The sequence below is a fragment of the Halobellus marinus genome (genome assembly GCF_032113415.1).
GTDB lineage: Archaea > Halobacteriota > Halobacteria > Halobacteriales > Haloferacaceae > Haloquadratum > Haloquadratum marinus.
In genome coordinates this window covers 1,655,131-1,681,318 of record NZ_CP134946.1, presented here as the reverse complement: position 1 = coordinate 1,681,318, position 26,188 = coordinate 1,655,131, and the positions used below count along the sequence as shown (strand labels likewise).

The 26,188-nt window shown below is 63.0% G+C and carries 27 protein-coding genes, 1 tRNA gene and 1 pseudogene; 11 read left to right on the top strand and 18 right to left on the bottom strand.

Annotation, left to right across the window (positions count from 1 at the left end):
• Positions 1-47 precede the first annotated feature (47 nt).
• A complete protein-coding gene (locus tag RJT37_RS08650) occupies positions 48-497 on the top strand; it encodes a DUF2062 domain-containing protein (RefSeq protein ID WP_313689510.1) in 450 nt (149 codons plus the stop codon).
• Positions 498-539: 42 nt separating this feature from the next.
• Here RJT37_RS08650 and dph5 read toward each other — a convergent pair whose 3' ends face one another.
• The 6 genes from dph5 to RJT37_RS08620 form a co-directional block, all read right to left on the bottom strand.
• Positions 540-1,319 (bottom strand): diphthine synthase, encoded by a 780-nt coding sequence (gene dph5, locus RJT37_RS08645; RefSeq protein ID WP_313689508.1) that lies wholly within the window; start codon positions 1,317-1,319, stop codon positions 540-542.
• A gap of 80 nt (positions 1,320-1,399) precedes the next feature.
• On the bottom strand, positions 1,400-1,624 hold the full coding sequence (locus RJT37_RS08640; protein WP_313689505.1) for a DUF8149 family protein: 225 nt from the start codon (positions 1,622-1,624) through the stop codon (positions 1,400-1,402).
• Between the two features lie 63 nt (positions 1,625-1,687).
• The gene (locus tag RJT37_RS08635) at positions 1,688-2,221 is read right to left on the bottom strand and encodes a DUF998 domain-containing protein (RefSeq protein WP_313689502.1); all 534 of its coding nucleotides are present in this window, start codon (positions 2,219-2,221) and stop codon (positions 1,688-1,690) included.
• Positions 2,222-2,260: 39 nt separating this feature from the next.
• A complete protein-coding gene (locus RJT37_RS08630; protein WP_313689499.1) occupies positions 2,261-3,121 on the bottom strand; it encodes a cytochrome c oxidase subunit 3 in 861 nt (286 codons plus the stop codon).
• Between the two features lie 81 nt (positions 3,122-3,202).
• Positions 3,203-4,279: a phytoene/squalene synthase family protein gene (locus RJT37_RS08625; RefSeq protein ID WP_313689496.1), complete on the bottom strand. Its 1,077-nt coding sequence runs from the start codon at positions 4,277-4,279 to the stop codon at positions 3,203-3,205.
• 211 nt (positions 4,280-4,490) lie between these two features.
• Positions 4,491-4,814, bottom strand: coding sequence for a DNA-binding protein (locus RJT37_RS08620; protein WP_313689494.1), 324 nt, complete (start codon positions 4,812-4,814; stop codon positions 4,491-4,493).
• 88 nt (positions 4,815-4,902) lie between these two features.
• Here RJT37_RS08620 and RJT37_RS08615 point away from each other — a divergent pair, with 88 nt between their 5' ends.
• A complete protein-coding gene (locus tag RJT37_RS08615) occupies positions 4,903-5,178 on the top strand; it encodes a DUF7111 family protein (RefSeq protein WP_313689492.1) in 276 nt (91 codons plus the stop codon).
• Positions 5,179-5,214: 36 nt separating this feature from the next.
• Here the strand turns inward: RJT37_RS08615 and RJT37_RS08610 are convergent, their stop codons facing one another.
• Positions 5,215-5,916: a protein sorting system archaetidylserine synthase gene (locus tag RJT37_RS08610; RefSeq protein WP_313689490.1), complete on the bottom strand. Its 702-nt coding sequence runs from the start codon at positions 5,914-5,916 to the stop codon at positions 5,215-5,217.
• Between the two features lie 124 nt (positions 5,917-6,040).
• On the opposite strand from RJT37_RS08610, the gene RJT37_RS08605 reads away from it, so the two are divergent.
• A complete protein-coding gene (locus RJT37_RS08605) occupies positions 6,041-6,487 on the top strand; it encodes a cupredoxin domain-containing protein (protein WP_313689487.1) in 447 nt (148 codons plus the stop codon).
• A gap of 148 nt (positions 6,488-6,635) precedes the next feature.
• Here RJT37_RS08605 and RJT37_RS08600 read toward each other — a convergent pair whose 3' ends face one another.
• From RJT37_RS08600 to RJT37_RS08585, 4 genes are read right to left on the bottom strand one after another with little or no spacing between them, the layout of a single operon-like run.
• Positions 6,636-7,280: a 30S ribosomal protein S3ae gene (locus RJT37_RS08600; protein WP_313689484.1), complete on the bottom strand. Its 645-nt coding sequence runs from the start codon at positions 7,278-7,280 to the stop codon at positions 6,636-6,638.
• Positions 7,273-7,557 (bottom strand): KEOPS complex subunit Pcc1, encoded by a 285-nt coding sequence (locus RJT37_RS08595; protein ID WP_313689483.1) that lies wholly within the window; start codon positions 7,555-7,557, stop codon positions 7,273-7,275. The genes RJT37_RS08600 and RJT37_RS08595 overlap by 8 nt, the downstream gene beginning before the upstream one ends.
• Entirely contained in the window at positions 7,554-8,825 is a 1,272-nt protein-coding gene (locus tag RJT37_RS08590) for a hypothetical protein (protein ID WP_313689480.1), read from the bottom strand. Before RJT37_RS08590 ends, RJT37_RS08595 begins: the two co-directional genes overlap by 4 nt.
• A gap of 6 nt (positions 8,826-8,831) precedes the next feature.
• Positions 8,832-9,299 (bottom strand): 30S ribosomal protein S15, encoded by a 468-nt coding sequence (locus RJT37_RS08585; protein ID WP_313689477.1) that lies wholly within the window; start codon positions 9,297-9,299, stop codon positions 8,832-8,834.
• 236 nt (positions 9,300-9,535) lie between these two features.
• Here RJT37_RS08585 and RJT37_RS08580 point away from each other — a divergent pair.
• Positions 9,536-9,607, top strand: a tRNA-Ala gene (locus tag RJT37_RS08580).
• A gap of 1,232 nt (positions 9,608-10,839) precedes the next feature.
• Here RJT37_RS08580 and RJT37_RS08575 read toward each other — a convergent pair.
• From RJT37_RS08575 to RJT37_RS08560, 4 genes and pseudogenes are all read right to left on the bottom strand, one after another.
• Entirely contained in the window at positions 10,840-11,235 is a 396-nt protein-coding gene (locus RJT37_RS08575) for a site-specific integrase (RefSeq protein ID WP_313689476.1), read from the bottom strand.
• Between the two features lie 357 nt (positions 11,236-11,592).
• Entirely contained in the window at positions 11,593-12,591 is a 999-nt protein-coding gene (locus tag RJT37_RS08570) for an IS110 family RNA-guided transposase (RefSeq protein WP_313687416.1), read from the bottom strand.
• Between the two features lie 241 nt (positions 12,592-12,832).
• A pseudogene (locus RJT37_RS08565) lies at positions 12,833-13,411 on the bottom strand (PIN domain-containing protein).
• Positions 13,408-13,995 carry a DUF7437 domain-containing protein gene (locus tag RJT37_RS08560; RefSeq protein ID WP_313689473.1) on the bottom strand — a complete coding sequence of 196 codons (588 nt, stop codon included), beginning with the start codon at positions 13,993-13,995 and terminating at the stop codon, positions 13,408-13,410. The pseudogene RJT37_RS08565 and the gene RJT37_RS08560 overlap by 4 nt, the downstream one beginning before the upstream one ends.
• Positions 13,996-14,049: 54 nt before the next feature.
• Between RJT37_RS08560 and RJT37_RS08555 the strand changes: the two genes are divergently transcribed.
• The 3 genes from RJT37_RS08555 (at position 14,050) to pan1 (ending at position 16,762) form a co-directional block, all read left to right on the top strand.
• Entirely contained in the window at positions 14,050-14,292 is a 243-nt protein-coding gene (locus RJT37_RS08555) for a hypothetical protein (RefSeq protein WP_313689470.1), read from the top strand.
• A gap of 631 nt (positions 14,293-14,923) precedes the next feature.
• Complete coding sequence (locus tag RJT37_RS08550; protein WP_313689468.1) at positions 14,924-15,364, top strand: type IV pilin domain-containing protein; 441 nt, start codon at positions 14,924-14,926, stop codon at positions 15,362-15,364.
• Positions 15,365-15,547: 183 nt separating this feature from the next.
• Entirely contained in the window at positions 15,548-16,762 is a 1,215-nt protein-coding gene (pan1, locus tag RJT37_RS08545) for a proteasome-activating nucleotidase Pan1 (protein ID WP_311170952.1), read from the top strand.
• 81 nt (positions 16,763-16,843) lie between these two features.
• Here pan1 and RJT37_RS08540 read toward each other — a convergent pair whose 3' ends face one another.
• From RJT37_RS08540 to RJT37_RS08530, 3 genes are all read right to left on the bottom strand, one after another.
• Entirely contained in the window at positions 16,844-17,275 is a 432-nt protein-coding gene (locus tag RJT37_RS08540; protein WP_313689919.1) for a DUF7346 family protein, read from the bottom strand.
• A gap of 199 nt (positions 17,276-17,474) precedes the next feature.
• Positions 17,475-17,891, bottom strand: a complete 417-nt coding sequence (locus tag RJT37_RS08535) for a DUF7322 domain-containing protein (protein ID WP_313689466.1) — start codon at positions 17,889-17,891, stop codon at positions 17,475-17,477.
• A gap of 130 nt (positions 17,892-18,021) precedes the next feature.
• Positions 18,022-18,210 carry a DUF7331 family protein gene (locus RJT37_RS08530; protein WP_311170955.1) on the bottom strand — a complete coding sequence of 63 codons (189 nt, stop codon included), beginning with the start codon at positions 18,208-18,210 and terminating at the stop codon, positions 18,022-18,024.
• Positions 18,211-18,369: 159 nt separating this feature from the next.
• On the opposite strand from RJT37_RS08530, the gene RJT37_RS08525 reads away from it, so the two are divergent.
• The 4 genes from RJT37_RS08525 to sufD all read left to right on the top strand — a co-directional run bounded on the left by RJT37_RS08525 (position 18,370) and on the right by sufD (position 26,165).
• Positions 18,370-22,353: a DNA polymerase domain-containing protein gene (locus tag RJT37_RS08525; RefSeq protein WP_313689464.1), complete on the top strand. Its 3,984-nt coding sequence runs from the start codon at positions 18,370-18,372 to the stop codon at positions 22,351-22,353.
• Positions 22,354-22,491: 138 nt separating this feature from the next.
• A complete protein-coding gene (locus tag RJT37_RS08520) occupies positions 22,492-23,409 on the top strand; it encodes an ABC transporter ATP-binding protein (protein WP_313689462.1) in 918 nt (305 codons plus the stop codon).
• Between the two features lie 58 nt (positions 23,410-23,467).
• Complete coding sequence (gene sufB, locus RJT37_RS08515) at positions 23,468-24,898, top strand: Fe-S cluster assembly protein SufB (RefSeq protein ID WP_311170958.1); 1,431 nt, start codon at positions 23,468-23,470, stop codon at positions 24,896-24,898.
• 1 nt (position 24,899) lies between these two features.
• Positions 24,900-26,165, top strand: a complete 1,266-nt coding sequence (gene sufD, locus RJT37_RS08510; protein WP_313689459.1) for a Fe-S cluster assembly protein SufD — start codon at positions 24,900-24,902, stop codon at positions 26,163-26,165.
• Positions 26,166-26,188: the final 23 nt, after the last annotated feature.

Below are 26,188 nucleotides of genomic sequence, written 5' to 3'. Positions count from 1 at the left end.
GATCGCCGAAGTGTTCATATCGACTGCCAGCGTCTACGCAGGGGATGATGAGAGGGCGGATCCGTCAGGCGCGCCGGCGGATTCGGGAAGAACTGGAGTCCGCGTTCATCGAGGACTACACGTCACAGGAGGTCGCGATCAGCTTCAGCATCGGACTCTTTATTACTGCCTTACCCACGCTCGGGACCGGCCTGCTGATGTTTGCTGTGCTGGTGTATCTATTTAAGCAGTTGAGCGAACTCGCGATGCTGGCCTCCGTTCTCGTGTTGAACCCGTTCGTGAAGTGGGGCGTGTACGCGAGCAGCTACTGGCTCGGCCAGCGGCTGCTCGGCCCGGTCCCGCTCGCCTTCGACGGCAACATCCTCGCGGCCGGCCCCGACGTGCTGATCCGACTGTGGGTCGGCAACCTCATCCTCGCGGTGGTGTTTGCAACTGCGGGATATCTCCTCGCACTGCGGTCGGTCGTCGAGTTCCGGCAGCGGAGAGAGTTCCTGTAGGGACGAAACTCGGAACCCGAACAGCGGCAGGATCCCGTCCACTTACCGCTCGTTCTCGGCCAGTAGCTCCGCGGAAGCCTCGCCGAGTGTCGCGAGTGCGTCGGACTCGATGTGGTGAAGGTCGCCGGGGACGACGAGCAGGTGCAGCGGGTCACCGAAGTCGCGCCCGGCGAGCGCAGAGAGCCGGTCGGCCGCGACGGTAGGCTCCGGACTTCCGGCCCGGGCGACGGCGACTGCGAGGACGTCCGCCCAGTCGTCGGCGAGCATCCCCGCGGCGGCGTCGGCGGTCATATACTCCCCGCGTTCGGCCTTGATGTCGAGGTAGACTACGGTGTGGAGACCCCGCTCGCGGTTCGCCTCGATGGATTCGATAACGCTCGCCGGGACGCCGTCGGCACCGTGCGCGTACGGGAACGGGAGCGTGACGGCCTTCCCGAACCGGTAGTTCTGCAGGCCGGTGAGCCCGCTGGCGGCGGTCTGGGCGGTCACGCCGTGGATCACGCGCGTGTCGATCCCGCGCTCGATCGCGCGGAGTCGCAGATCCACGTGGGTCGTCGAGATCATCGTGTCCCCGGCCGTGAGGAAGGCCACGTGCTCGTCCTCGGCGGCGTCGAGGATGTCGTCTGGATGCTGTTCGACGCCCGCGCGGTCCCGAACGTCGATGTCGATGTCGTGATATGTGGACAGTTTCTCGACGGAGGTTCCGATCAGGTGGCTCGTGTAGAACTCGGCGACGGCTCGGTCGGCGTCGGCGAGTGCCTCTCGGCCCTCGACGGTGATCGAGCGCTCGTCGTAGAGACCGAGCCCGATGAACGTGAGCATACGCGGGATGGACTGGCAGCGACTATAAAACGCGTGAAACGTGGTCCGTCGGGAGCGACGGGGTCCGACCGTTTCAATCCTCAGCCGTCGTCTTCGGCGTCGTAGAGCCCGAGATCATCCGCGACGGCGTCCGCCAGCGCGTCGGCTATGGCGGGGTCGACCTGGGCGATCTCCTCGCCGTCGTGTCGGTGTTCGTTGTGCGTCTCGAGCGTCTCCCGGAGCTCCGAGAGCGGTACCCGCGTGTCCGTCCCGCAGGCCTCACAGACGATCGGCACCGTCGGCTCGTCGGTCTCCTCGTCGGCCATACCCGACAGTCTCGCGACGAGTGTGAAAACTGGTCCGGTTTTCCGGAGTCGATCGGATGCCGGTCAGGTCGAAACCGGTGGGGCAAAAAAGAGGACCCAGCCGGCAAACAGGGCGACGCCACCCAGTTCCGGGAGCGCGAGTCCCGGTCCCGGACGGATCCCAACACCCCACAGGACCCAGCCGAGGAGGTGGACCGCGGCACCGGCGATCGCGAGTCGGCCGACGAGCACCGTCCGTCGCTGCCACCCGTCGAGGGCGACCGTCGCCGTCGAAAAGAGAAAGAAGGCGACAGCGACCGGAAAGTGCGGCGCCGTCCCGGACGGAAACACGCCGACGAAAATCATCGCGGCTATCGAGAGCGCGTACCCGACCGCGACCGATATGGACTGCCGGCGGAGGGCGGCCGCATAGCCGAGCGCGATCACGCCGCCGGCGACGAGGCCCCCGTTGAACAGAAGCGCGGTCTCGGCGGCGGTGCCGAGATCCGAGAGCGCGCTGGTCGTCCAGGAGAACGTCGGCGAACGAACGATCGCTGCAGCGACGCCGCCCAGAGCGACCGCGGCACCCGCCGGGCCGGCAAGTCGGTCAGGACGCATCGACTCGAACTGTGGAAAACAGGTTCCCGACGACGCCGATCAGGCGCCGACTTCCGCGCCGACGTAGAGCACGACGACGAGGAAGATCCAGACGACGTCGACGAAGTGCCAGTACATCGAGGCGGTGCTGACCGAGACGTGCCGCTCGGCGGAGTACTGGCCGAGCAGTCCGCGGACGAAGACGATACCGAGGAGGACTGCGCCGAGACTGACGTGGAGGCCGTGCAGGCCCGTCAGCCCGAAGAAGGCCGACGCGAAGACGCCGGAAGAGAGGGTGAAGCCCTCGTGGATGATGAACTCGTAGTACTCGTAGACCTGCCCGCCGATGAAGATCACGCCGAGCAGTAGCGTCACCGCGAGCCATCGGAGGAACTTCCGCCTGTCGTCGTCACGAATGGCGACGTGGCCGAAGTGAAGCGTGATCGAGGAGAGGACCAGAATCGCCGTGTTGATGATGACGAGCGAGCCCGTCAGCTTCGGAATACCGACGAAGATCGACTCCCAGTCACCCGCGCGGACGTAGAAGTAGTAGCCGAACAGGCCGCCGAACGTCGCCAGTTCCGATCCGAGGAACGCGAGCATCCCCCACCGGAGCTTGTTCGCGCTCTGGTGGTCCACATCCCGGGACCAGAACGTACTCACGAAGGCGTGATACACCCAGCCGTACAGCCCGACGAGGAAGATGCCGACCGTGGCGACGAGCGCCGCGGGGCCGGCTATCGGTGAGATGATCGCGCTGTCGCCCCGACCCAGAATGTACAGTGCAGCGGCGACGTACACGCCCGCCGCCCCGATTGCGGTGACGAACGGCCACCAGCTTGCCTCGCCGAACCCACGCGGCCAGTCCTCGACCGCCGGGAGGTGGTGTCCGTGGTCGTCGTGTGCTTCTTCGGTTCCCATACCAGCCCGTTTCGATCCGACGAGTAAAAACCCTCCCAAAACGAGCGGTGCCACAGCACCGACGCCGCTGGAGCCAACCGATCAGTTCGTCTGCGAAACAGTCCGGTGGTACGGCTCCGCGGCAATCTCACGGCGGAGTTCGCCGAGCGAATCCCGGTCTGCGCCCCCGCTCATCTCCGAGACGACGGCGAGCACCTCCTTTCGGGAGATCTTCACGCCCGTCGACGAGAGCGCGTCCTCGGGCCGTGAGAGCAGTTCCCTGAGCGTCCCGACCGCAAGCACAAAGGGGATCGCCCAGGCTTCGAGGGTGTTGCCGTCGTGGAGGGGAACTGCTTCGAGGTACGTCTGTGCGTCGTCGATAAAGGAGCCGGCGAACTCGGCGGTGCGGCGGACGACCGACGCCGCCTTCGCCTCGTGTTCGTCGGCGACGACTTCCTCCTGTGGGACGCCGGCGTCCTCGAGCCACTCCGCCGGGAGGTAGACGTTGTCCTCGGCGGTGTAGTCGTCGTAGACGTCCTTGGAGATGTTCACGAGTTGCAGCAGCAGGCCGAACTGCTCTGCGGTCTCGTACAGCCGGCGGCGGCGGTCTGCAGCGACGTCGTGCCGGGTCACGAGGTTCGTGATGAGGTTGCCGACAGTACCGGCAGCGTAGTAGCAGTACTCCTCCAGTTCGTTTCGCGTCTGGATCCGGAGACCGCCGTCGTCGCTGTACCGTTCGACGAATTCGGCCATCCCCTGGACCAGTTCCCGTGCCGGCGGGACGACCGCTCGCTGGACGTCGGCAGGGAGGCTGTCGAACGTCCGGAGCACGCGGGGGGAGTCGCGGACGACCGCCCAGTCGTCGGTCATCGACTCGTCGGCGGGGAGGTATGGTTCTACGGCGGTTGCAAACTCCTCGGCGTCGGTGTCGTCCTCGGGGTCGAGGACGGCGTCGTAGGTCCGGAGGAGCGCCGCTTGGTCGGCGGGAGGGATGTGCGAGGCGTCTTCGACAGTGTCTGCGATCCGGCAGACGAGATACCCGAGACAGATGTACGACGACATCGGTTCATCGAGCACGTCCACCGTGAGCGCAAAGGTACGAGAAACCCCCTGGACCGACTCGTGGCACCACTGGAGGTCGGCCCGGTCGACTCGGGGGCGGTCATCCTGCTGAGACATTCGGAATGTGAGTCACTACGATGGGCGGCATAAAAAGCTTCGTGGCACGAGGCGGCCGATGGTGGAGGAGCACGGCCGGTTGCTGCATAGCGTATCGGAATAGCGTTTCGTGGGATAGTCCCGCCGGGCATCCCACCTAACACCTGCGAGTCGCTCGGAACTGCACTTTACCCGGCGTCTACCCTCGCAGCCGACGGCGGTATGGTTCAAACTAACGTCGGGTCGAATCGTCCCCGCCCGTCTCGGATCCCCCGTCGGCTCCACCGTGTAAACGCTCCGCGAGCCACTGGTGGTACGCTTCGACGGCAGCGACGCCTTCATCGGTAAGGTGATAGACGTCGTGGATCCCCTCGGTATCACGGGCGACGAGGCCGCGGTCGACGAGCGCGTCGACGCTACCGGCGAACGATTGCGGCTCGATCCGCGTCTCGTAGTGGCGTTCGAGTGCCGTCTTGAGTTGCTGTCTCCGGAGCGACCCCGCCTCGTAGAGCAGCGCACACAGATCCCGCCGCCGACCGCTCTGAAGCCATCGCATCGTCGGGTCGTCGGGCGGGGGGCCTACGTCGGTTTCGCTTCCCGCGCCGAACCGGTAGGTTCGACTTTCCCAAGTTCCAACGAGGGGTATGGCTAACCGCGAGGCGACCGCAACCGGGATCACGGCGCGCTATCGAGAGACCGACACCGAGCGGCTGTTGACGTTCGAGGCTGACGGGCAAACGGCCGCGATCGCACAGAACACCGAGGGCTATGCGATGCTGAAAGTCCGCCCGAGTGCCGACGGCGACGAACTCGAACGCTACTACGGGTTCGATATGGCACTCGATCACGTCGCCGAACTGCTCGGCGTCTCGCCGAACGACCTCCCGGTTCCCGAGGCCGCCGCTGATATGGGGATGTAGGTCGACGTCAGCCACGGTGTCCGATCGCGAGGCCGCTCAGTCCCGCCGCCAGTAGAACCGCGGGCCGAAAAAGAGGTACGCGAGCGACAGAAACAGCAGGCCGAAGGCGAAACCCTCGCCGATCGCGCCGACGAGCCGCCGCCCCATCCGACCAGCGAGGAGGATCGCTGCGGCCTGCACGATACCCATCACAACCGCGTCCTGCGCGTGGAGGTCGGGGTAGGTGATCGGCGCGAGCATCAGCCCGGCGAGCAGGAATACCAGCGGGACGAGTACGATCGGACTCGTGAACCCTGCGAGGACGGCGGCGGCGAGGATCGTCGCCGCGAGCGTGGTCTGGACCCCCTCCGTCTCGGCGGCGTCGCTGTCGTAGGCGGTGTAGAGCCCGAGTCGCGTCACTGCCGCGGCGACGAACAGCGCACAGCCGGCGAGCGCAACGAGGCCGCGCGTGCCGCCGAGTCCCCACGCGTCGGCGACGGCCATCGCGACAAGGAGCGCTGGCGTCACCCCGAACGAAGCCACGTCGGCCAGCGAGTCGAGGTACGGGCCGACCGTTGTCCCGCCACGCCGACGCGCCACGACGCCGTCGAGCGCGTCAGCAATCGCCGCAAGCAGGAGGATCCGCGCCGCGAGTTCGACGTCGACGGTCGTGGCGACGGCAGCGACGAATCCGAGGGCGGCGTTCGAAATCGTCACCGCGTCGGCGAGGCCGAGTCGACCGACGAACCGCGGCTTCATACCACGGCCGACTCGGAGGATCGGTTTACCTCTTTACATCCCGGCCGGGCGCTCTCCGTCCGGACCGGGCCCTCGCTCCACTGGGACCGGGCCACATTTATCGCTCCCGTCCCGAGGTCGACGTATGGAATCAGAGCGGAGCGCGGCCACCCGGCGCCTCTCCCGTCGTCGCGTGCTCGTCGGCCTCGGCACGACGGCCGCCGCGGGGCTTGCGGGGTGTGCCGGCGTGGGCGCGGAAGACGACTACGACGTCGGGATGACCGCAGTGGCGTTCGATCCACCCACGGTGACCATCTCGGTCGGTGAGACGGTCGTCTGGAAGAACACGAGTTCGCGCGGCCACACCGTCACCGCCTACGACGATGCGATCCCCGAGGATGCGGCCTTCTTCGCCAGCGGCGGCTACGACTCCACGGAGGCCGCTCGGGAGGGATTCCGCTCGGAGTTCGGCGGCGCCATCGACAGCGGGGAGACGTGGTCGCACACGTTCGAGGTGCCCGGCGAGTACGGGTACTTCTGTATTCCCCACGAGCAGGCGGGGATGGTCGGGACGGTCGTCGTCGAAGAGTGAGGGCTGGTTTCAGTTTTTCACGTCTGTGGTACTGTACCAACCCTGCCGCTGTTGTGTCAGTAGCGGCGGCTCGACCGAGTCCGAAAGAAACGAGCAACTGAAAGTCGCGAAGATTCGAATCAGGCGTCCTCGACCGCGAAGATCCGAATCAGGCGTCGTCGACCGCGACGTCGCCTTCGTCGACGTCGACGGCGGCCTCTTCCTCGGCGGCGACCTCTTCGGGTCGCGCTTCGAGGGTGAGCTTCTGGACCTCGACCCGCCGGAGCGGGTAGATGGTCTTCGCCTCGCCGTAGATCGCCGAGGAGAGCCGTCCCTCGATGACGCTGTCGACGAGTTCGTCGAAGGTCCGCTCGGCGGCGGCGTCCTCGACGAGGTCGATCATCACGCGCCGGATCGCCTTCTCCTGGCTGCGGTCGGCCTTCTTGGTCGTGAAGGCCACGGGCTGCAGCTGGACGCGGTAATCGTCGGTCGTCCGCACCGTGATCGCGACGTCGACCTTCGAGGCGCCACGTCGGACGAGGCTGCGGACGTAGTCCCGCGCGAGTTCGTGTTTGATGAACTCGGTGTAGGCGGCGTCGCTGCCGACGTCTCGCACCTTGAAGGTGAGCTTCGTGTTGTTTTCACCCTGGTCGCCGGTGATGTCGCCGAGGGTGACCTCGACGGTTCGACCCTCGACCTTCTCGGGCTCGTCCGCGAAGGTCGAGCCGAGTTCGGTCCGGTCGAACTGCTCCGGCGCGATGAGGGTGTACCATCGCTTCCCGCTCTTCTGCTTCGAAACTGATCGTTCACTCATAGCTGTGTGTTCGTGTCGTGTCGACGATGGCGTCTGCCACCGTCAGGTTGACCACGGTGTCGTCCACCGTGGACTGCAGCCCGCCCGTCGTCGCGCGGGAGACCGTCGTCACGAGGGTGTTGCCCTCGACAACTGTCTCCATCGCGTCGGTGTTGTCCGGACGGAGCGCCGCCGCCACCGTCTCGGCGTCGGCGTGCTGCGTCCGCAGGCGGGCCGTTCGCGACGCGTCACGCGCCGCGTCCGTCTGTCGTTCGTCTACTGTCCTGTCGGTCGTCATTTCGGTACCTCCCTGCCGGAGTCGTCCGTGCTGTCTTGGAGCGCCTCCCTCACCGCGGCGATGACGTCGGCGTCGGCGGTTTCGGCGTCGAATCGAGCGAGCGCTGCCGTCGGACCGGCCGTCCAGGTCGCAGTCGTCGAATCGTCCGCGACGAACTCCGATGCGAGCGCCGATGCGGCGTCGGCGGCGCCACCGTCGACTGCCGCGAGCGCAGCAACCCCGTCTTCGAGCGCGAGGACGACAGGCTCGGGCGAGCGGAAGTCACGAACGAGTCGCGCGACGGTGGCCAGCCGACCCGGGACTACGGGGTCTTTGGCCCGTCCACTGGTGTCCGCATCGCGAACGTTCGGGCGGACGACGAACACGCCGTCGTAGCGCCCGGTGTGCGCCGATCGAACTGCGCGATGAACCGCTCGTCCGTGTGTCCGCCAGGCGTCCACCGCGGCGCCGTGGCCGCCGTGACCGAGCGCGACTGCGACGCCCGTTCCGGGTCGTTCCCGAGCGGTGGCGTTCAGCACATCGGCGAAGCCGCCCAGCGTCTCGAGCGGCGCTTGAGGCGTCGTATAGGGGCGCAATGCCCGCTCGACGGCGGTCGCCGCTCGGGGCGTCGCCTCCTCGTCGGCCGCGACGCTGAGCGCGAGATGCGACGCGATCGACCGCCGCCCGTCTGCGTCGCGCTCGTCGGAATCGGTGTCGGTGAACCCTGCGAGTTCTGTGGCCGCGGCATCTGTGTCGCCCGAGAAGGGCGCGTGGACGAGCGTCGAGTGGGCCAACCCGTCGACGACGTCGTCGACCGGGATCGCCACGCCGGGGCGGCGCTCGATCGATCCAGCGGCTTCTGCAGCCTCGAGGAGCGATCCGGCGGCCGAACCGGGGTGTGCGCCCGCGGCGACGACCCCGGCGAGCGCCAACACCGGATCGGGAGCCGCACCCCCGTGCCGCGCTGCGAGCGCCTCTGCGATCTCGTACGCGCGGAGACTCGACGGCGCTCCCGCGGCGGCGAGACTCACGTCTGCACCTGACGGCGCTACCCCGACCGCGACGGCGAGGCCGTCCTCAACCGGCGACACGTCGGCACCGAACGGAGCCACGCGCACCTGAAACGCGACGCCGACGTCCCGAAGTGCTCTGGCAATAAGTCCGCCAGCAGCGAGCGCGTCGCCGTCGGCGCAGGGGACGATCCGAACGAACCCGGCCGACGCGAGCGCGGCGGCGACGCTCTCGGAGGGGGCGTCCGCGTCCGCGCCGGCGTCGGATCGGGAGGCCATCGGGTGTTACTTGTCGAGGAGTTTGACCGCGAGGTCGTGGGTGTAGGTGAAGTCCTCGTCGAGTTCGTCGCCGCGGTAGTAGTTGACGAGGCGCCGGATCTTCGACTCGGTGTTCTGCAGCGCGCGCTTGTTCTGCATATCCTGCTGGTTCTCGTTGACGTGACGGCGGAGACGCACGGCGCGCTCCATCAGGTTCTTGAGGTCCTCCGGGAGTTCGGGCGCGGCGTCGTGCTCCTCGAGGATCGTGGTGACCTTCTTGCCCGTCGCGGCTTTGACGTCAGGGACCGGAACGCCCTTGACGCCCTCGTCGCGCAGTTTCAGGCCGATCTGGCTGGGCTCGTGGCCCTGTTCTGCCAGTTCGACGACGCGCTCTTCGATCTCGTCTGCGTCGACGTCGCTCCACTCCGGGGGGTCGTCTGCCACCGGCTTGTCCGAACCGGACGAGCCACGGCGGCGGGTGTGCATTCGTGCCATTGTTATCGATTGGAACGGCACAGACCGCAGAAGATGCGATATGACGAGTCCGACGGGTGTCGGCTCGTCGCACTTCCGCAATCCCAAGCCGCGCGAGGCGGCGAGTCGGACTTGCGGCCGTGCTGTTCCCATCTATCTCCACCAGCGACGGCGACAAAAGGATTGCGACCCGCAGCTGTCGTTTGCCAAGTCGAAGCCCTTAAGAGCGAAAACGGAATACGGAGGGATGCCGACGCGGGCTCGTAGATCAGAGGTAGATCACTCCCTTGGCATGGGAGAGGCCCCGGGTTCAAATCCCGGCGAGTCCATCAGTATTCTTCCGTCGTGATCAGGGTTTCAGACCGCAAGGTAGGAACCTTGAGGCGGACGTATTCGCCATTTTGGGCTGAGAAATACTCCCTCAGCTGAGAGAGTTCAACAGTATTTCGAACGCGGGTCGACGCAGTCACGCGATTGGACTCAGGGAAGGAGGTGGGTACAGTGATTCCTCATTTCGAGGGGTCAGATGCCACTACTCCCATCTGTGAGTTCTGTGGCTGCGAGATCGAGTACCCCGGACAGCGCTGCGCGGCGCCCACGGAGGGAAGATGTCGACCATAGCGCGAAACCGGACCGCGAGGGTCTTTCACTGTTCCAAGGCTCTGACCCTCAGCGGCGAGTGCTTCCGTGTCTACGGAGTCCAACAACCGACTTCCCAATCATTACGGGAAGTGGTTGGACGCCAACCGACTTCCCATTCAACAAAGGAGGTGGTTGGGCGTGTCTAACGTCTCGCCGCTGCGTTTGAGCGTTACGCTGACGCGAGACGGAACAGGGGTCGGTGGTTGCGATGACCGACCCGGACGATTTCTTTGACCATCTCGACGACGCCGAAGCCGTCACTGCTGATGACAGGGATTCGGTTCAATCGTCGGTCGAGCAATCAGAAGCCGACCGCGTCCGGGCGGAGAACGGAACTACCACCCAGACACCTACGCGTTCCCAGCGGCGTAGGCACCAACAGACTCGGAATCGATTCCGTGTCACTCAATCTCTAAAAGTGAACCGAGAATTGTCAATATATGATAGATTTTTGTACGGTGCGAAGATGATTCTATGTAATGCGTTACCAGGTTGGCTGTAGCTTCTGTGATACGATAACGGAGTCGGCAGAGCCACATCTGTACGATCTTCCGATAGATCATCCGAAGCGAAGGTGGGCGAATTTGGCTACCTGCATAGAGTGCAGCAACGCCTATGGTCCGCCAGCGTTCCTCGAGGAATGGGACACGGTACGACTCGACAGAACTTCTTGTCACTTCTGCAACACCGGGAATGTTATGTGGGTTGGTACAGCTGAGTGGGCGAATCCGAAAGTGTTGCTACAGCGCTGCGATGAATTGATGAACGAGTCCGACGAAGCAGTCAACTTCCCAGCCGACTTGCTCAAACAGGTCACTAGAGTGACGTCAGTCTGCCGAAAGTGCGCTCAGTCCAAGTCCGAGACGGAACTGTACCAAGTAATCGAACAGGAAGCAGAACAGGCCACACTGGAGTAGCCCTATGTCTGCATAGCCTCTCCGATACGTGCCTCGGTCGGCTCTGCCAGGTAGGGCTCGATAGCAGAGTAGTCGGACCACCCTCCGATACTCATCACCGTCCGGACGTCGACCTGGCGCTCAACGAGGTGATACGTCGCCCAAGACCGGCGGAGATCGTGAGATGATACGGAGTCCCACCGTGAAGTCTCTGAGTCCGTAGCAATCCTGTCAGCGGCTTCTTTCACCCACCGACGGACAGAGGGTGTACTCGCGTCGACCCACGAATCTGACGGGGCGAGATCACGCTCCCGACTGAATTTGTGGATGTCATCGGCGACGTCGTCAGACATCCACGCGTCACGGATTTTCTTCGAGCCCCCTTTCGTATTCTTCCCGCGGATCTCGAAGAGCCACACGTCTGCTTCATAATCGGGTCATCTCATAACTCGATTATAGTGCTCTGTTGAATAGGGGTGATTGAGTACGGAGGCAGAAATTGAATCGGGACGTGAGTGGGTATGGGTCGTGATCTCAAAACTGGTCTCGGTTCGTTTCGGCTCGGAGGTCGCTATTCACCTATGGAAACGCTGCTACCCGGACAAACCACCGCTGGCGACAAAATGGTTACGCCGTATTGGAATCTGCTATTCCCACAGCCGACAGGCGGTCCTGCTCGTGATGCGGTGCGGTCGCTGTCTAGCGATAGCTGACGCTACGGAGGGCCTCGGCCGGCCACTGAGGGCCGCCCACTTGGCGGCCCTCAGTTCCCTCGTCTATGCGCTCACACCAGGTGGATCGTATACGTCTCCCCGATCAAGCATATGGTAGATCGACACCAGCATCTTCCGAGCTGCCGCTACGATTGCTTTCTGTGAGTTCTTCCGGCTTGCTAACCGGTCATAGAACCGACTCAGATACTCGTCGTTACACGTATGGACTGCAGTATTAGCTGCTTGGACGAGCAGCCATCTTACACGACCTGATCCACGTTTCGAGATGCTCCCTTCGATCCGCGAGTCGCCTGACTCGCGGATCACCGGATTCAATCCGACGTAACTAACCACCTCCTTGTCTCCGTCAAACCGGTCGATGTCGCCTAACTCCGCATAGATCGTCAACGCCGTATAGTAACTCACGCCAGGAATCGTCATCAGCAGCTGGGTCTCCTTCAGAGACCCAGCGCGTTCTTCAATCGTCTTCTCGAGCTTCTGAATCTCGTCGGTGAGCGACTCGATCAGGTCGAGATACGACTCAAGCAACGCGTCGAACGGCGTCGGGAGCGAGAGTTCCCGCAGGAACTCTCGTCCCCTCGCAGTCAGTGGTTTCACGTCTTCAGTGATACCGTGATCGGAGAGGAGTCCGTGGACTTTGTTGGCGTACTTGGTACGATTTTCGACCAACGTTTGTCGCCCGCGCACGAGTGCGCGGGCTTCCCTCACTTCCTCGGTCGGAACATAGCTCTCAGGCACCGAATTCAGCCGCAACATTCGCGCGAGTTCTTTGGCGTCGACGCGGTCAGTTTTCTTGTCGGTGTCTGCGATCTGGTTGATTTTTTTGGGATGAGCAACGGTCACATCCAAGTGCTCCGACAGCGTATCGTGGATGTGGTAGTAGTTGGAGGTCGCCTCAAGCACAGCTTGTGCGCCGGCGTACCGCTGGGCGAGGTCGTCGAGGTTCGCGTTCTTGACGCGAACCTCTTCGACAATCTTCCCAGCCTCATCCATCACTGCCACCTGTGCGTACCGTTTGTGGACATCAATTCCGAGGTACATAGTCTGTTCACCCGGGACGCCAGTGCGTGAAGCAGAGATTCACCTATTCGGGCTTTCCCGGATGCCGCGCCGCGCGGCATCCGGGCTGTCACGCCCATGACTCGGCTTCTTTCGCACACGGACCAGTCAACACGACGTGCTCTGTAGCACGGAATAGCGGTCGGTCTCTTGCGCCCCATATCTTGTTTCACGCTCTCCTAGGGTAGCAGCGTTTCCATCAAGTCAACAGAGGACAAATGAGCTAATTGAGGAGGTCCTCCACAAAACGAAATCCATCCACGTACGTAACTGACTCGTAGCCTTCGCTAGCCAGAATCTTCTCAGCTCCCTGTCCAGCAAGCACATCAGTCGTGTAAATATAAGCTTGATCTGCGGTTCCATCGACAAATGACTGTGCTGCGATACCAGCGAGTGCCGGATCAGCACGTTCGATATCATCAGCAGGGCGATTGTCGGCATTCGCGATGTACCGTTGCACCCCATCCATCGTTCGCGATACCAACGGTTCCGAGTGATCTATAGTAGCGTTTGCAACTGATTGCACATCCGATCGCACGACGCGTGCGATCGTGTGAGTGAAGACTTGCAAACGCTACTATAGCGTCTCTGCAATTCGCACCCATCCCTCCTCAATCGCACTGTCAACGGGAATTGCTTCTACCTCCGACGCCGCGTCTGTTAGCTCGTCATAGACCTGCTCCGGGACTACAAACGTGATCCCGTTTTGACGGGCGTGTCGGCGGACAGCACGATATCGGTCCTTCGATGGCTGTCCCATCGCGACGAACAGTCCGGTATCCGCGATATGGACTGCAGTCACGTGTCGATGCTCTCACTACCTTCGGTGAGATCGGCAAGCGAGGCCCCGGAATCGTCAATATCGAAGTGTTCATAGACGACAGGTCGAAGCGCTTGCAGGATGATCTCGGCGGCAAGCGGTGAGATGTCGAGATCGTCAGCCATCATTCGATGCGTCACTTCGCCCTGTTCCCGAGAAACTGCGTATGTGAGTGCTGCCGCGAGTCCGGCAATTCCGTGCCGGTCGATGAAAATATCAATATCTTCGTCTGTCGTACGGCGGGCGACAGCGTCGATCAGTGCAGGCGTGATGGTATACTCCCCCTCGCCTCCGGTGACCGTGAGGTCGATATCACGAGCGACGTATGAATGCGGTTGCTTGCCCGTCTTTGCCTCCAACACACCCGCATCGACCAGCCGGTTCACGTACGTGTATGCGGTCCCCTGTGGGAGGTCAAGAGCCTCCATCAGCTCCTGGACAGTCGCCTCTCCTTCTCGGGCGAGGTGTGCGTACAACCGAGCAAGCTGTGGTTCTTCGAGTAAATCTGCGACCGAAAGGAGATCCCGGACAACATCGCCCCCGGCCTGGTGTGACGTGCGTGACATCGGATGTGTTGTAATTACAGTTTACAGCGAATCAATAAAGAATTTGGGATCGGGATGGACTCTCACAACCTGATGCTATTCAGGGAGAAAACACGGGGAGACAAAGGGACCGTCAGAAAGATTCTACAGATAAACAAGGCGAGTGCCTCGGGGCTTGACCCCGAGGCGGTTCACGCCCTCCCGCCGGAGGCAGATCAGGTATTTGCCGAGGCTGAAGCGGGAGAGACAGTGATTCATAATGATTACTCTCACTTTTTACCGCCGAGCGCCGCCACCGGGAGTGGCGCTCAGCGGTAAGAGACGAGAGTAATCATTATCAGGCACCGAGTACAGCACTCGCTGAGGTTCTGTATTCGGTTTCCCGCGACAAGGACGTCCGGGGTGTTTCCCTCACTGGCACGCCCGAGGATGCGCGTCAGGCGCTCGTTGGGAACGGGCCAATCTCTGTCGCACCGGCGGATGATGCCGAGCTGGTCGAGTACGCACAGGTGGCCGAGGAGTTCAGTATTCAAAGCGCCCTGATTGTTGCCAGTCACACGGCGCAGACTACAGAGGCAATCATCACTACTGACGGCGAGATGGGTGACGCGGACTACCAGACCGTCTGAGAGTAGAGTATATTGAAACTACCCCGCCGCCGGGGAGACTATCCCGGACCCGATCCGATCCGGACTGGTAGTGTGTCCCCCTGATAGGTCCTCGATCGAGACTTTCACGACCATATTCTGTTGCCAGCGTTCGCAACCGCCGAAGCTACCGATTTCTAACTTCGTCCTAGTGCAGCAGATTCTCCCGTATTTCGGGCTCTGCTTATCAAACCTGATACGCAGAGGCGATATTTTATATAATAGTATATGGGAACGTCGGAGTAGGCTACCAGCGCCACTAGGGGGGACCCAGAGGTTGGGCTGGTGTCGCATCCAAAACTATGCAACTACGAGAACTCTTCACAGACGATTCGGCAGTGTCACCGGTCATCGGCGTGATACTGATGGTCGCAATAACCGTTATTCTGGCCGCTGTCATCGGTTCCTTCGTGCTGAACCTCGGTGGCAGTCTGCAGAATACGGCGCCACAGGCGACGATTGACTTCAATTACAACGAGAGCGCTCCATCAGCCGGCGACGGAAACGTGACGCTCGTTCACGCCTCGGGCGACCAGCTCGAAAACAGTTCAATTAGGGTCACTACCTCAGACTCCGCGTCCAGTTTCAGTGGGGCAAATTACAGTGACGAGAACTCTCCGTACACTGCCGGCGACCAGATCGCAAAGGGACCGTACGACGCGGGCGAGACAGTCCGCCTGGTCTGGCAGGACCCCGAGGGTGGATCCTCGTCGACGATCGCTGAAAGCAGCGCGCCGAACTGAATAGCGGATTCCTTCTATTTTTTCAGATCGATAGCGACGGGTGTCGGTATCGACGAACGAGGGATCGAACGAGGCCCACCGGCGAAGACAGGCGCCTCGCAGACAACGTAGAAATGCGCTGTCGGTGCCGCCGAGACTTCGCTGACCCGAAGTCTCTTAAGAAGTCCCACCTTACGAACAGTGATGACTGATACTGTGGACGACGTCGAACTCCCGTACGACGAGTCGGCGTCGCAGCAGGAGAAGATCCGGGCGCTCAGAGAGCGTCTGGACGTTCTCGAGTCCCAAAACGAAGAGATGCGGGACAAGCTGCTGGACGCGAACGCGGAGAACAACAAGTACCAGCAGAAGCTCGAACGGCTGACCCACGAAAACAAGAAGCTCAAGCAGTCGCCGCTGTTCGTCGCGACCGTCCAGGAGATCGGCGAGGACGGCGTCGTGATCAAACAGCACGGCAACAACCAGGAGGCGCTCACCGAGGTCACCGAGGAGATGCGCGAGGACCTCGAACCGGACGCGCGCGTGGCCGTCAACAACTCCCTGTCGATCGTCAAGCGCCTCGACAACGAGACCGACGTCCGCGCCCGGGTGATGCAGGTCGACCACAGCCCCGACGTCACCTACGAGGATATCGGCGGGCTCGAAGACCAGATGCAGGAGGTTCGGGAGACCGTCGAGATGCCGCTGGAGTCACCTGAGATGTTCGAGAAGGTCGGCATCCAGCCCCCCTCGGGCGTGCTCCTGTACGGGCCGCCCGGGACGGGGAAGACGATGCTCGCGAAGGCCGTCGCGAACCAGACCGACGCCACCTTCATCAAGATGGCCGGGTCGGAACTGGTCCACAAGTTCATCGGCGAGGGCGCGAAGCTGGTTCGCGACCTCTTCGAGGTCGCCCGCGAGAACGAGCCGGCGGTGCTGTTCATCGACGAGATCGACGCCATCGCCTCGAAGCGGACGGACTCGAAGACCTCCGGCGACGCGGAGGTCCAGCGGACGATGATGCAGCTGCTCTCGGAGATGGACGGCTTCGACGAGCGCGGCGAGGTGCGCATCATCGCCGCGACGAACCGCTTCGATATGCTCGACGAGGCGATCCTCCGCCCCGGCCGCTTCGACCGCCTCATCGAGGTGCCGAAGCCCGGCCGAGAGGGGCGTGCGATCATCTTCAAGATCCACACCCGGGATATGAACGTCGCCGACGACGTCGACTTCGAGCACCTCGCTGACCTGGCCGACGACGCCTCTGGCGCGGACATCAAAGCGATGTGCACGGAGGCAGGGATGTTCGCCATCCGCGAGGACCGGACGGAGATCACGATGGCAGACTTCCTCTCGGCGTGGGAGAAGATCCGGGCGGACGCTGCGACGGACGGCGAAGCCAGCAGGGCGTTCGCCTGAAAAAGACCGTCGCCTCGTTTCGGCCGGCCTGGCTAACGGCACCGCCCCGTTTCGGTCGACCGCTTGTCGGCTGTTTTCGGCCTACTCGCTTTCCCTGAGCGACGCCACCGCGCGTCGTGTCACGTCGGTGGCGTCGTAGCCGCGCTCGCCGTGGACGGTCGCCTCGGCGAGGAGCCCCGCAGCGCGAAACTCCGCGAGGAGGCCCTGAAGGTCGGACTCACAGAGGTCGTAGGCGTCGAGCAGTTCGACGACCGAAAGCGGTCCACGGTCGGCAAGTTCCACGAGCAGCCCCAGCGAGCGGTCGTCGTGGGCAGCGCTCACGACGCGGCGCACGGGCTCTGAGACCGCCATCGCGGCGACCGAAAGCGGCGCCTCGTCGTTATCATCGAATGTCAACTCCGCGTTCGGCAGATACTGCTCATCGCCGGTCCTCGGGTCACGTACCCGGCTCGATTCCCCCGAGCGTTTGACCAGGAGATATCGGTCGCCGGACGCGTCGTGAACGGTCCGCATAGTCGCCAGGAGGACCGGCGGTTGCATAGGGATTGCGCCGGCGGACCCACAGTCGGGGAGAAACTGCGCCCGCGGACCCATACTCATACTGGCGGACAAGTTCGTGGAACATTTCAGTACCTCGGGGTGCCGAGAATTTCCGGATAGTTACGTCCGACAGTATCAGGGAGTGCTCGTACCAACAGGTCCAGCGGACGTCTCACTCTTCGGCGTCTTCGCCGCTAGTCTCCGCCTCGGGGCTCCCGTCGGACGCGGCTGCGTCGTTCTCGTCGGCGGCGACTTCTCGCTGGTACGTCCGATAGAGATCGTACGTGCGGTAGAGTGCAAACATCCCGACGGCGATGGCGCCACCGCCCCAGGCCCACTGCTCCCGGAAACCGACGAGTAGCAGCCCGATGCTGATCCCGGCGATGGCGACGTTGGCGTAGACGACGGTCGCCCAGAAGAACTTCGCCAGGTCGCCGTCGATCTCGACGCCGAGGTCCTCGGCCTCGTCGCCGTCGCCGGGAATCTCGACCGACGGGACCGAGACGAGATCCTCCTCGGGCGCGTCCCAGCGTCCCTCGGGATCGGGTTCGTCAGGTTCGTCGGGCCACTTGTCGAAATCCGACGGCACACGTCTGTGGAGGGCCGGCGTTCGCAAAAGCAGTTCGTTCTCGGGCGGTCGCGACGAGAGAGGATGAGCTGTCGACGAGCAGTCCGCCGCGCGGTCAGGAATGAGCCGTCGACGAACAGTCTATCGCCGATCAGCAGTGCTCGGTGAGCATCACCGTCTCCGACGTTTCGACCCACGCGAGCGGGTTCTGCGGGTCGTAGAAGACGATCCCGCCGTCGACCTCGTAGGATTCCACGTCCTCGAGAGCGCTCGCTTCACCCAGCCGCGTCGGCGCGGCTGACGACCGATTCGTCCGCTCTGTGTCAGCTCGGTCGGTCATCGTGAGATTTGGTAAGAAGTAACACACTATAGGTCTTGCGTCCGTCCCAACGTTCGCCTCGTCGGTGGCAAACAGTTTTCCTCAGCGGCTGCGGCACTTCGGCCACACCGGTCCACCGGAATGCCGAACCTTTTACTCGGGACCGCCGAACGCGTTGCTATGAAACAGGCAGGGCTCACAGACGATTGGGGTGGCGGTGGGGACAACACCGCCGCTGATGCCCGGCCCGACGCGGAGGCGATCGCGGTGGCGGGCAACGGTAGCCAGCACGTCTCGGAGGTCGTCGACGCCGAGGACATCCGCTTTCCCGACGCCGACGGCACGGTCGAACTGATGGTCACGCAGGTGAACTACACCATCGAGGGCAGCGGCCGCCGGGAGTACCCCGTCCTCCACGTCTTCGGACGGACCGCCGACAACGAGACCGAACACGTCCGCGTCCTCGGGTTCGAGCCGTACTTCTACGCGCCGACCGACTCCCTGGACGACGAGAAACTCGACAAGGACGTCATCACGCGCACCGACGAGGGGTATCAGAGCATCCGCGGGGACGAACTGACGAAGATCTGTACCCGCACGCCCCGCGACGTGGGACAGATCCGCGACGAGTTCGACCACTACGAGGCGGATATCCTCTTCCCGAACCGGCTGCTCATCGACAAGGACATCAAGAGCGGCATTCGCGTGCCCGCCCGGCGGCTCGGGAACGGCGAGGATGACGAGGTCGACGGGGAAGCAAACGACACGATCCAGATCCCCCACGACGAGATCGAACCGGTCGAGGTCGAGGCCGACCTCCGCGTGAACACCTTCGACATCGAGGTCGACGACCGCTCGGGCTTCCCCGAGGACGGCGAGGAACCGATCGTCTGCCTCACGAGTCACGACTCCTACCGCGACGAGTACGTCGCGTGGCTCTACGACGCCCCCGAGGCCGGCGACGGCGTCGACAGCCCCGACGCGCTCGACGACTACGAGACGCTTCGCGAGGACACCGAGATCGACGTCCGCACCTTCGCGGAGGAGGGTGAGATGCTCGATGCGTTCGTGTCGTACATCGAAAAAACCGACGCAGATCTCCTGACGGGCTGGAATTTCGAGGACTTCGATATGCCGTATCTCCTCGACCGGATGGACGTCCTGGATCCTACTTCCGACTACGACCTCGATCCGGAGCGGCTCTCCCGCATCGGCGAGGTCTGGCGCAGCGGGTGGGGCGGCCCGAACGTGAAGGGTCGCGTCGTCTTCGACCTGCTCTACGCGTACAAGCGCACGCAGTTCACCGAACTGGAGTCCTACCGCCTCGACGCCGTCGGCGAACTCGAACTCGACGTCGGCAAGGAGCGCTACGCCGGCGACATCGGCGACCTCTGGGAGCAGGATCCCGAGCGCCTGCTCGAATACAACGTCCGCGACGTGGAACTCTGCGTCGAGATCGACCGCAAGCAGGACGTGATCGCCTTCTGGGACGAAGTGCGGACGTTCGTCGGGTGCAAACTCGAAGACGCGACCACGCCGGGCGACACCGTCGACCTCTACATCCTCCACGAAGCCCACGGCCGCTTTGCGCTCCCGTCGAAGGGCCAGGCCGACGCCGAGGACTACGAGGGCGGGGCCGTCTTCGATCCGATCACGGGGGTGAAAGAAAACGTCACCGTACTGGACTTAAAATCGCTCTACCCGATGTGTATGGTAACGATCAACGCATCCCCGGAGACGAAGGTCGATCCCGACGAGTACGACGACGACACCTTCCGGGCGCCGAACGGGACGCACTTCCGCCGGGACCCAGACGGTATCATCCGCGAGATGATCGACGACCTCCTCGCGGAGCGCGAGGAGAAGAAATCTTTGCGGAACGACCACCAACCCGACACCGCCACCTACGAGCAGTACGACCGACAGCAGGCAGCTGTCAAGGTCATAATGAACTGTTTCACGCCGGACACCGACGTGCTCACGCCCGACGGCGTCCGGAACATCCGCGATCTCGACGTCGGCGACGAGGTCTACTCCTTAGATCCGGACACGAATCAGATGGAGGTAAAGCCCGTCGAGGAGACCCACGAGTACCCCGACTATCGCGGGGAACTCGTCGACATCCAGACCAGCAAGACCGACTTCCGGGTGACCCCGAACCACCGAATGCTGGTCCGGAAGAACGCGACAAACGGCGCGACGTGGGAGGATTTTCGGTTCGTCGAAGCCGGCGATCTGGACGACTACTCCCACTACGAACTGCCGCACGACTGGTCGGTCGAGGAGGGTGAAGAGATCGACGAGGTCGACCTGACGGAGCTGATCGACGGCGACTACGAGGTGTGGGTTCGACCCGCGGTCCACGGCCACACCTTCACCGCCGAACTCGGCTGGACGCCGCGGCGCGTCCCGAAGGCAGACGTCGGGGAGACCGGATACGTCTTCACCGCCGAGGAGTTCGAAGCGCACCGCGAGTACATCGAATCGGTCTGCGAGCGGAGTTTCGTCCACCGCGAGTCGGGCCGAAAGTGGATCCCGCGAACGTACGACGCCGACGACTTCCTCGAACTTCTCGCGTGGTACATCACTGAGGGGAACGTCTACACCTCCGAGGATCGGGAGTTCGGCGAAAACTTCCGCGGATCTGCAACGAAGATACAGATCGCACAGGACGCCGTCACAGACGGAGGGACGTCAACGCGGACGGATTCACACACCCGCATCGGGGAGCTGCTTGACGACCTCGACGTGGATTACTACGTCGACGACCGGTCCTATCAGTTCACCTCGAAGCTTCTCGGAGACCTGCTCGGCCGTCTCTGCGGCGACGGCAGTTTCGAGAAACGGATTCCCGACCTCGTCTTCGAGGCCACGGAAGAACAGAAACGTCAGTTCCTCGATACGCTCGTCGCGGGCGACGGCGACCGACAGCCGAACTCCTGGCGGTACACGACGTCGAGTGAGCAGCTCCGCGACGACGTGCTCCGACTCTGCGCACACCTCGGTAAGACGGCGAGTTACAACCGCGATAGCGGGTCGTGGCGGATCTACTGCACCGAGGACGCGAAGAACTCGATTCGGATGCATCGCAGTGGCAGCCGGAGTACGGCCGACGACGGCGTCTACTGCGTGACGGTCGCTGACAATCACACGCTCCTCGCTGGTCGGAACGGAAATTACCAGTGGACTGGGAACTCGTTGTACGGCGTTCTTGGCTGGGATCGCTTCCGCCTGTACGACAAGGAAATGGGCGCTGCCGTCACTGCAACGGGACGTGAGGTGATCGAACACACGGCCGAGGCCGCGAACGAACTTGGCAACGAAGTGATATATGGTGACACGGACAGCGTCATGTTGGAACTCGGACAGGATGTGTCCAAAGAGGAGGCCATCGAGCAGTCCTTCGAGTTAGAGGAGTACATCAACGACTCCTACGACGAGTTCGCGCTCCGGGAACTGGACGCCGCCCACCACCGCTTCCAGATCGAGTTCGAGAAGCTCTACCGCCGGTTCTTCCAGGCGGGCAAAAAGAAGCGCTACGCGGGCCACATCGTCTGGAAGGAGGGCAAAGACGTCGACGACATCGACATCACGGGCTTCGAGTACAAGCGCTCGGACATCGCGCCGATCACGAAGGAGGTTCAAAAGCGCGTGATCGAGATGATCGTCCACGGCGAGGCGACAGACGAGATCAAAGAGTACCTCCACGAGGTCATCTCCGACTTCGAGTCCGGCGAGGTCCCCGTCGAGGACATCGGCATTCCCGGCGGGATCGGCAAGCGACTCGACGCCTACGACACCGACACCGCGCAGGTCCGCGGCGCGAAGTACGCAAACGAGTTCCTCGGGACGAACTTCGGCCGCGGGTCGAAACCGAAGCGCCTCTACCTCCGGAAGGTCCACCCCTCGTGGTTCCGCCGGATGGAAAGCGAGGAGGGCTTCGATCCGCAGCGCGATCAGCTGTACGGCGAGTTCAAGCGCGACCCGGACGTGATCTGCATCGAGTACGACGACCAGCTCCCGGAGGCGTTCGAGGTCGACTGGGAGAAGATGCTCGAAAAGACACTGAAGGGACCGATCGCACGGATCATCGAGGCGCTGGGGATGTCCTGGGAGGAAGTGAAATCCGGACAGGAACAGACGGGGCTCGGAAGCTTCACATAGGCCGCTTCGACCGGCGTCGGGTCCGGCGGGGTTTTGCGAAACGAAAATAAATTTTCCATACAATAAAGCGTCTACTGGTAAATGCGTAACCATTATGGGTGTCACGGCCTACTTGGCAGGTACGAGGCAACGAAACAGATGGCTACACTTGAAATCAACAACCTTCACGCGAGCGTGGCAGAAGACGGTGGCGAACAGATCCTTCGTGGCGTCGATCTAGAGGTCAACTCCGGCGAAATTCACGCCCTGATGGGTCCGAACGGGTCAGGGAAATCGACGACGGCGAAGATCATCGCTGGACACCCGGCCTACGAAGTAACTGAGGGCGAGGTACTGCTCCACCTCGAGGAAGGGGAGTTCGGCGACGAAATCGACATCCCGGCCGACAAGCGCACCTGGGACCTCCTCGATCTGGAACCGAACGAGCGAGCGGCGCTCGGTATCTTCCTCGGTTTCCAGTATCCGGCCGAGATCGAGGGCGTCACGATGACGAACTTCCTCCGAACGGCGCTGAACGCCAAACTCGAAGAGCGCGAGGAACTCTTCGAGGACGAGGAGGCTGAGACCGACGAGGACGACGATGACGACGCGGGCTACGAGACCTCCCCGATGGAGGGGCCGGCCGACGACGACGAGATCGGCGTCGCGGAGTTCCAGTCGCTCCTCAAAGAGAAGATGGATCTCCTGGATATGGACGAGAAGTTTATGCAGCGGTACCTCAACGCGGGCTTCTCCGGCGGCGAGAAGAAGCAAAACGAGGTGCTGCAGGCAGCCATCCTCGAACCGTCGATCGCCGTCCTCGACGAGATAGACTCCGGGCTGGACATCGACCGACTGCAGGACGTCGCTGACGGCATCAACGCCCTCCGCGACGAACAGGGAACGGGCGTTCTCCAGATTACGCACTACCAGCGGATCCTCGATTACGTCGAACCCGATCACGTCCACGTGATGCTCGACGGCAAGATCGCAAAGAGCGGCGACGCATCGCTCGCCGAAGCGCTCGAGGACGAGGGATACGACTGGGTCCGAGAGGAAGCCTACGAGACGGCGTAACTATGTTTAGTTACGCACAGACTGATAAGCAACGAATCGTAAATACACACTACACACTATGAGTTCAGAACAAGATCACCTCAAAGACACGGACACCGAAGCGCGCTTCGACTTCAAGAAGGAGGAAGCCTCGGCGTTCCAGACCGAAAAGGGCCTGACGGAGGAGACCGTCCGGGTCATCTCCGAGGACAAAGACGAGCCCGAGTGGATGCTGAACCGCCGTCTCCGGGCTCTCGAACAGTTCCAGGCGATGCCGATGCCGACCGACTGGCCCGGCCAGCCCGACCTCTCGGAGGTCGACATCGCCGAGATCGTCCCGTACATCCGGCCCGACGTCGACGTCCGCGCGGGCGTCGACGACTGGACGGAACTCCCCGACGAGATCAAAGACACCTTCGACAAACTGGGTATCCCCGAAGCCGAGAAGAACGCCCTCTCGGGCGTCGGCGCCCAGTACGAGTCGGAGGTCGTCTACCAGAATATGCAGGAACGCTGGGAGGAGAAGGGAGTCATCTTCTGCAACATGGACAAGGCCGTCCAGGAGCACGGAGAGATCGTCAAAGAGCACTTCATGACGAAGTGCGTCCCCCCGAGCGACAACAAGTTCGCCGCCCTGCACGGTGCCGTCTGGTCCGGCGGCTCGTTCGTCTACGTCCCCGAGGACGTCACCGTCGAGATGCCCGTCCAAGCGTACTTCCGGATGAACTCCGAAGGGATGGGCCAGTTCGAGCACACGCTCATCGTCGCCGAGGAGGGTTCGGAGGTCCACTACATCGAGGGCTGTTCGGCCCCGAAGTACTCCGCCTTCAACCTCCACTCCGGCGGTGTCGAAGTGTTCGTCGGCGAAGACGCTCACGTCCAGTACTCCACGGTGCAGAACTGGTCGAAGAACACCTACAACCTCAACACCAAGCGCGCCTTGGTCGAAGCGGGCGGCCGGATGGAGTGGATCTCCGGCTCGATGGGGTCGAAGGCGACGATGCTGTACCCCTCGACGGTCCTGAAGGGTCGCGGCGCCTCCGACAACCACATCACCATCGCCTTCGCGGGCGAGGGGCAGAACATCGACACCGGCGCGAAGGTCTACCACAACGCCCCCGACACGAAATCGACGATCGAGTCGAAGTCGATCTCGAAGGACGGCGGCCGCACCAACTACCGGGGACTGGTCCACATCGCCGACGGCGCCGAGAACTCCTCGACGTCCGTCGAGTGTGACGCGCTGATGTTCGACAACGAGTCGACGTCGGACACGATGCCGTATATGGAGATCAACGAGTCGAAGGTCGACGTCGCCCACGAGGCGACGGTGGGGAAGATCGGCGACGAGGACGTCTTCTACCTCCAGTCGCGCGGCCTCGACGACGACGACGCAAAGCAGATGATCGTCTCGGGCTTCATCGAGCCGATCACGGAAGAACTGCCCATCGAGTACGCGGTCGAACTCAACCGCCTCGTCGAACTCGAGATGGAGGGAAGCCTCGGATAGTATGAGCGGCACACAACTACCCGCGAACCTCTCTCCGGAGACGGTCGAGGAGATCTCCGAGCGGCGAGAGGAACCCGAGTGGCTCCGCGAGGCCCGCCTCGACGCCCTGGAGGCGCTCGAGACGCTCGATCTGCCGGACGTCATCCAGACGCCCGGCCGTCGGTGGACGAACCTGGAAGCGCTCGACTTCGAGGCGCTGGTCGATCCGCTCGACCAGGCCGACGAGACCGAGCGGACGTCCGACGAGGGCATCGAGGTGCTCACGTTCACCGAAGCGCTGGAGGAACATCCGGATCTCGTCGAATCCGCCTTCGGGTCGACGATCGACCCCCAGGAGAACTACCTCACCGCGCTGTCGGCGGCGCTTTTCACCACCGGCACAGTCGTCTACGTCCCCGAGGGCGTCGACGCCGAGGACGTGACGATCCGCGCGGAGATGAACTCCCGCTCGCTGTTCAGCCACACGCTCGTCGTCACCGAAAAGTCCTCGTCGGTCACGATCTTAGAGAGCATCGAGTCCGGGGAGGGGGAGGCGCGAAGCGCCTCCGAATCGTCGAGCGGGCAGAGCCCGCGAGACGCCGTCGACGCCGAATCGCGGTACTTCTCGAACCTCGTCGAGATCGACGCGGGCGAGAACTCCTACGTCCAGTACGGCTCGCTGCAGGACCTCGACGAGGACACCTACAGCTACACGCTCAAGCGTGCGGACATCGACACCTACGGAACGGTCAACTGGATCGAGGGCAACCTCGGCTCGCGGCTGACCAGAAGCGACGTCGAGTCGGAACTCAACGGCGACTCCGCGGAGACGAAGATCGTCGGCGCGTTCTTCGGCCACGGCGGCCAGCACTTCGACGTCAACGCCCGCGTCTGGCACCAGGCCGAGAACACGACCGCGGATCTGGTCACCCGCGGCGTCCTCGACGACCAGGCCCGGTCGGTCTACGAGGGCGTCCAGGACGTCGGCCGCGACGCCTGGAACACCAGTTCCTACCAGCGTGAGAACACGCTGATGCTCTCAGACGAGAGCGAGGCCGACGCCTCGCCGAAGCTGATCATCAACAACCACGACACCGAGGCCTCCCACTCCGCGACGGTCGGCCAGGTCGACCAGGAGGACCTCTTCTATATGACCTCCCGGTCGGTTCCGCCGGAGCAGGCCCGGAATATGCTCGTCGAGGGCTTCTTCGTGCCCGTCCTCGAGGAGATCGAGGTCGAGGAGTTCCGCGACGACCTCGAAGGCCTCATCGCCGATCGACTGCGGTAGCAGCGCTTTCTCCTCCGCTTCCT

Bases quoted from the DNA above. Each gene is read 5' to 3' on its own strand.
- RJT37_RS08595 (WP_313689483.1), bottom strand. From the start codon at position 7,557: ATGACGACCGACAGGACAGTAGACGAACGACAGACGGACGCGGCGCGT.
- RJT37_RS08520 (WP_313689462.1), top strand. From the start codon at position 22,492: ATGGCTACACTTGAAATCAACAACCTTCACGCGAGCGTGGCAGAAGAC.
- RJT37_RS08620 (WP_313689494.1), bottom strand. From the start codon at position 4,814: ATGCGATGGCTTCAGAGCGGTCGGCGGCGGGATCTGTGTGCGCTGCTC.
- RJT37_RS08625 (WP_313689496.1), bottom strand. From the start codon at position 4,279: ATGTCTCAGCAGGATGACCGCCCCCGAGTCGACCGGGCCGACCTCCAG.
- dph5 (WP_313689508.1), bottom strand. From the start codon at position 1,319: ATGCTCACGTTCATCGGGCTCGGTCTCTACGACGAGCGCTCGATCACC.
- RJT37_RS08615 (WP_313689492.1), top strand. From the start codon at position 4,903: ATGGCTAACCGCGAGGCGACCGCAACCGGGATCACGGCGCGCTATCGA.
- RJT37_RS08600 (WP_313689484.1), bottom strand. From the start codon at position 7,280: ATGAGTGAACGATCAGTTTCGAAGCAGAAGAGCGGGAAGCGATGGTAC.
- RJT37_RS08605 (WP_313689487.1), top strand. From the start codon at position 6,041: ATGGAATCAGAGCGGAGCGCGGCCACCCGGCGCCTCTCCCGTCGTCGC.
- RJT37_RS08635 (WP_313689502.1), bottom strand. From the start codon at position 2,221: ATGCGTCCTGACCGACTTGCCGGCCCGGCGGGTGCCGCGGTCGCTCTG.
- RJT37_RS08640 (WP_313689505.1), bottom strand. From the start codon at position 1,624: ATGGCCGACGAGGAGACCGACGAGCCGACGGTGCCGATCGTCTGTGAG.
- RJT37_RS08570 (WP_313687416.1), bottom strand. From the start codon at position 12,591: ATGTACCTCGGAATTGATGTCCACAAACGGTACGCACAGGTGGCAGTG.
- sufB (WP_311170958.1), top strand. From the start codon at position 23,468: ATGAGTTCAGAACAAGATCACCTCAAAGACACGGACACCGAAGCGCGC.
- RJT37_RS08530 (WP_311170955.1), bottom strand. From the start codon at position 18,210: ATGACCGACCGAGCTGACACAGAGCGGACGAATCGGTCGTCAGCCGCG.
- RJT37_RS08555 (WP_313689470.1), top strand. From the start codon at position 14,050: ATGGACTCTCACAACCTGATGCTATTCAGGGAGAAAACACGGGGAGAC.
- RJT37_RS08630 (WP_313689499.1), bottom strand. From the start codon at position 3,121: ATGGGAACCGAAGAAGCACACGACGACCACGGACACCACCTCCCGGCG.
- pan1 (WP_311170952.1), top strand. From the start codon at position 15,548: ATGACTGATACTGTGGACGACGTCGAACTCCCGTACGACGAGTCGGCG.
- RJT37_RS08585 (WP_313689477.1), bottom strand. From the start codon at position 9,299: ATGGCACGAATGCACACCCGCCGCCGTGGCTCGTCCGGTTCGGACAAG.
- RJT37_RS08560 (WP_313689473.1), bottom strand. From the start codon at position 13,995: ATGTCACGCACGTCACACCAGGCCGGGGGCGATGTTGTCCGGGATCTC.
- RJT37_RS08525 (WP_313689464.1), top strand. From the start codon at position 18,370: ATGAAACAGGCAGGGCTCACAGACGATTGGGGTGGCGGTGGGGACAAC.
- RJT37_RS08540 (WP_313689919.1), bottom strand. From the start codon at position 17,275: ATGCGGACCGTTCACGACGCGTCCGGCGACCGATATCTCCTGGTCAAA.
- sufD (WP_313689459.1), top strand. From the start codon at position 24,900: ATGAGCGGCACACAACTACCCGCGAACCTCTCTCCGGAGACGGTCGAG.
- RJT37_RS08590 (WP_313689480.1), bottom strand. From the start codon at position 8,825: ATGGCCTCCCGATCCGACGCCGGCGCGGACGCGGACGCCCCCTCCGAG.
- RJT37_RS08550 (WP_313689468.1), top strand. From the start codon at position 14,924: ATGCAACTACGAGAACTCTTCACAGACGATTCGGCAGTGTCACCGGTC.
- RJT37_RS08650 (WP_313689510.1), top strand. From the start codon at position 48: ATGAGAGGGCGGATCCGTCAGGCGCGCCGGCGGATTCGGGAAGAACTG.
- RJT37_RS08610 (WP_313689490.1), bottom strand. From the start codon at position 5,916: ATGAAGCCGCGGTTCGTCGGTCGACTCGGCCTCGCCGACGCGGTGACG.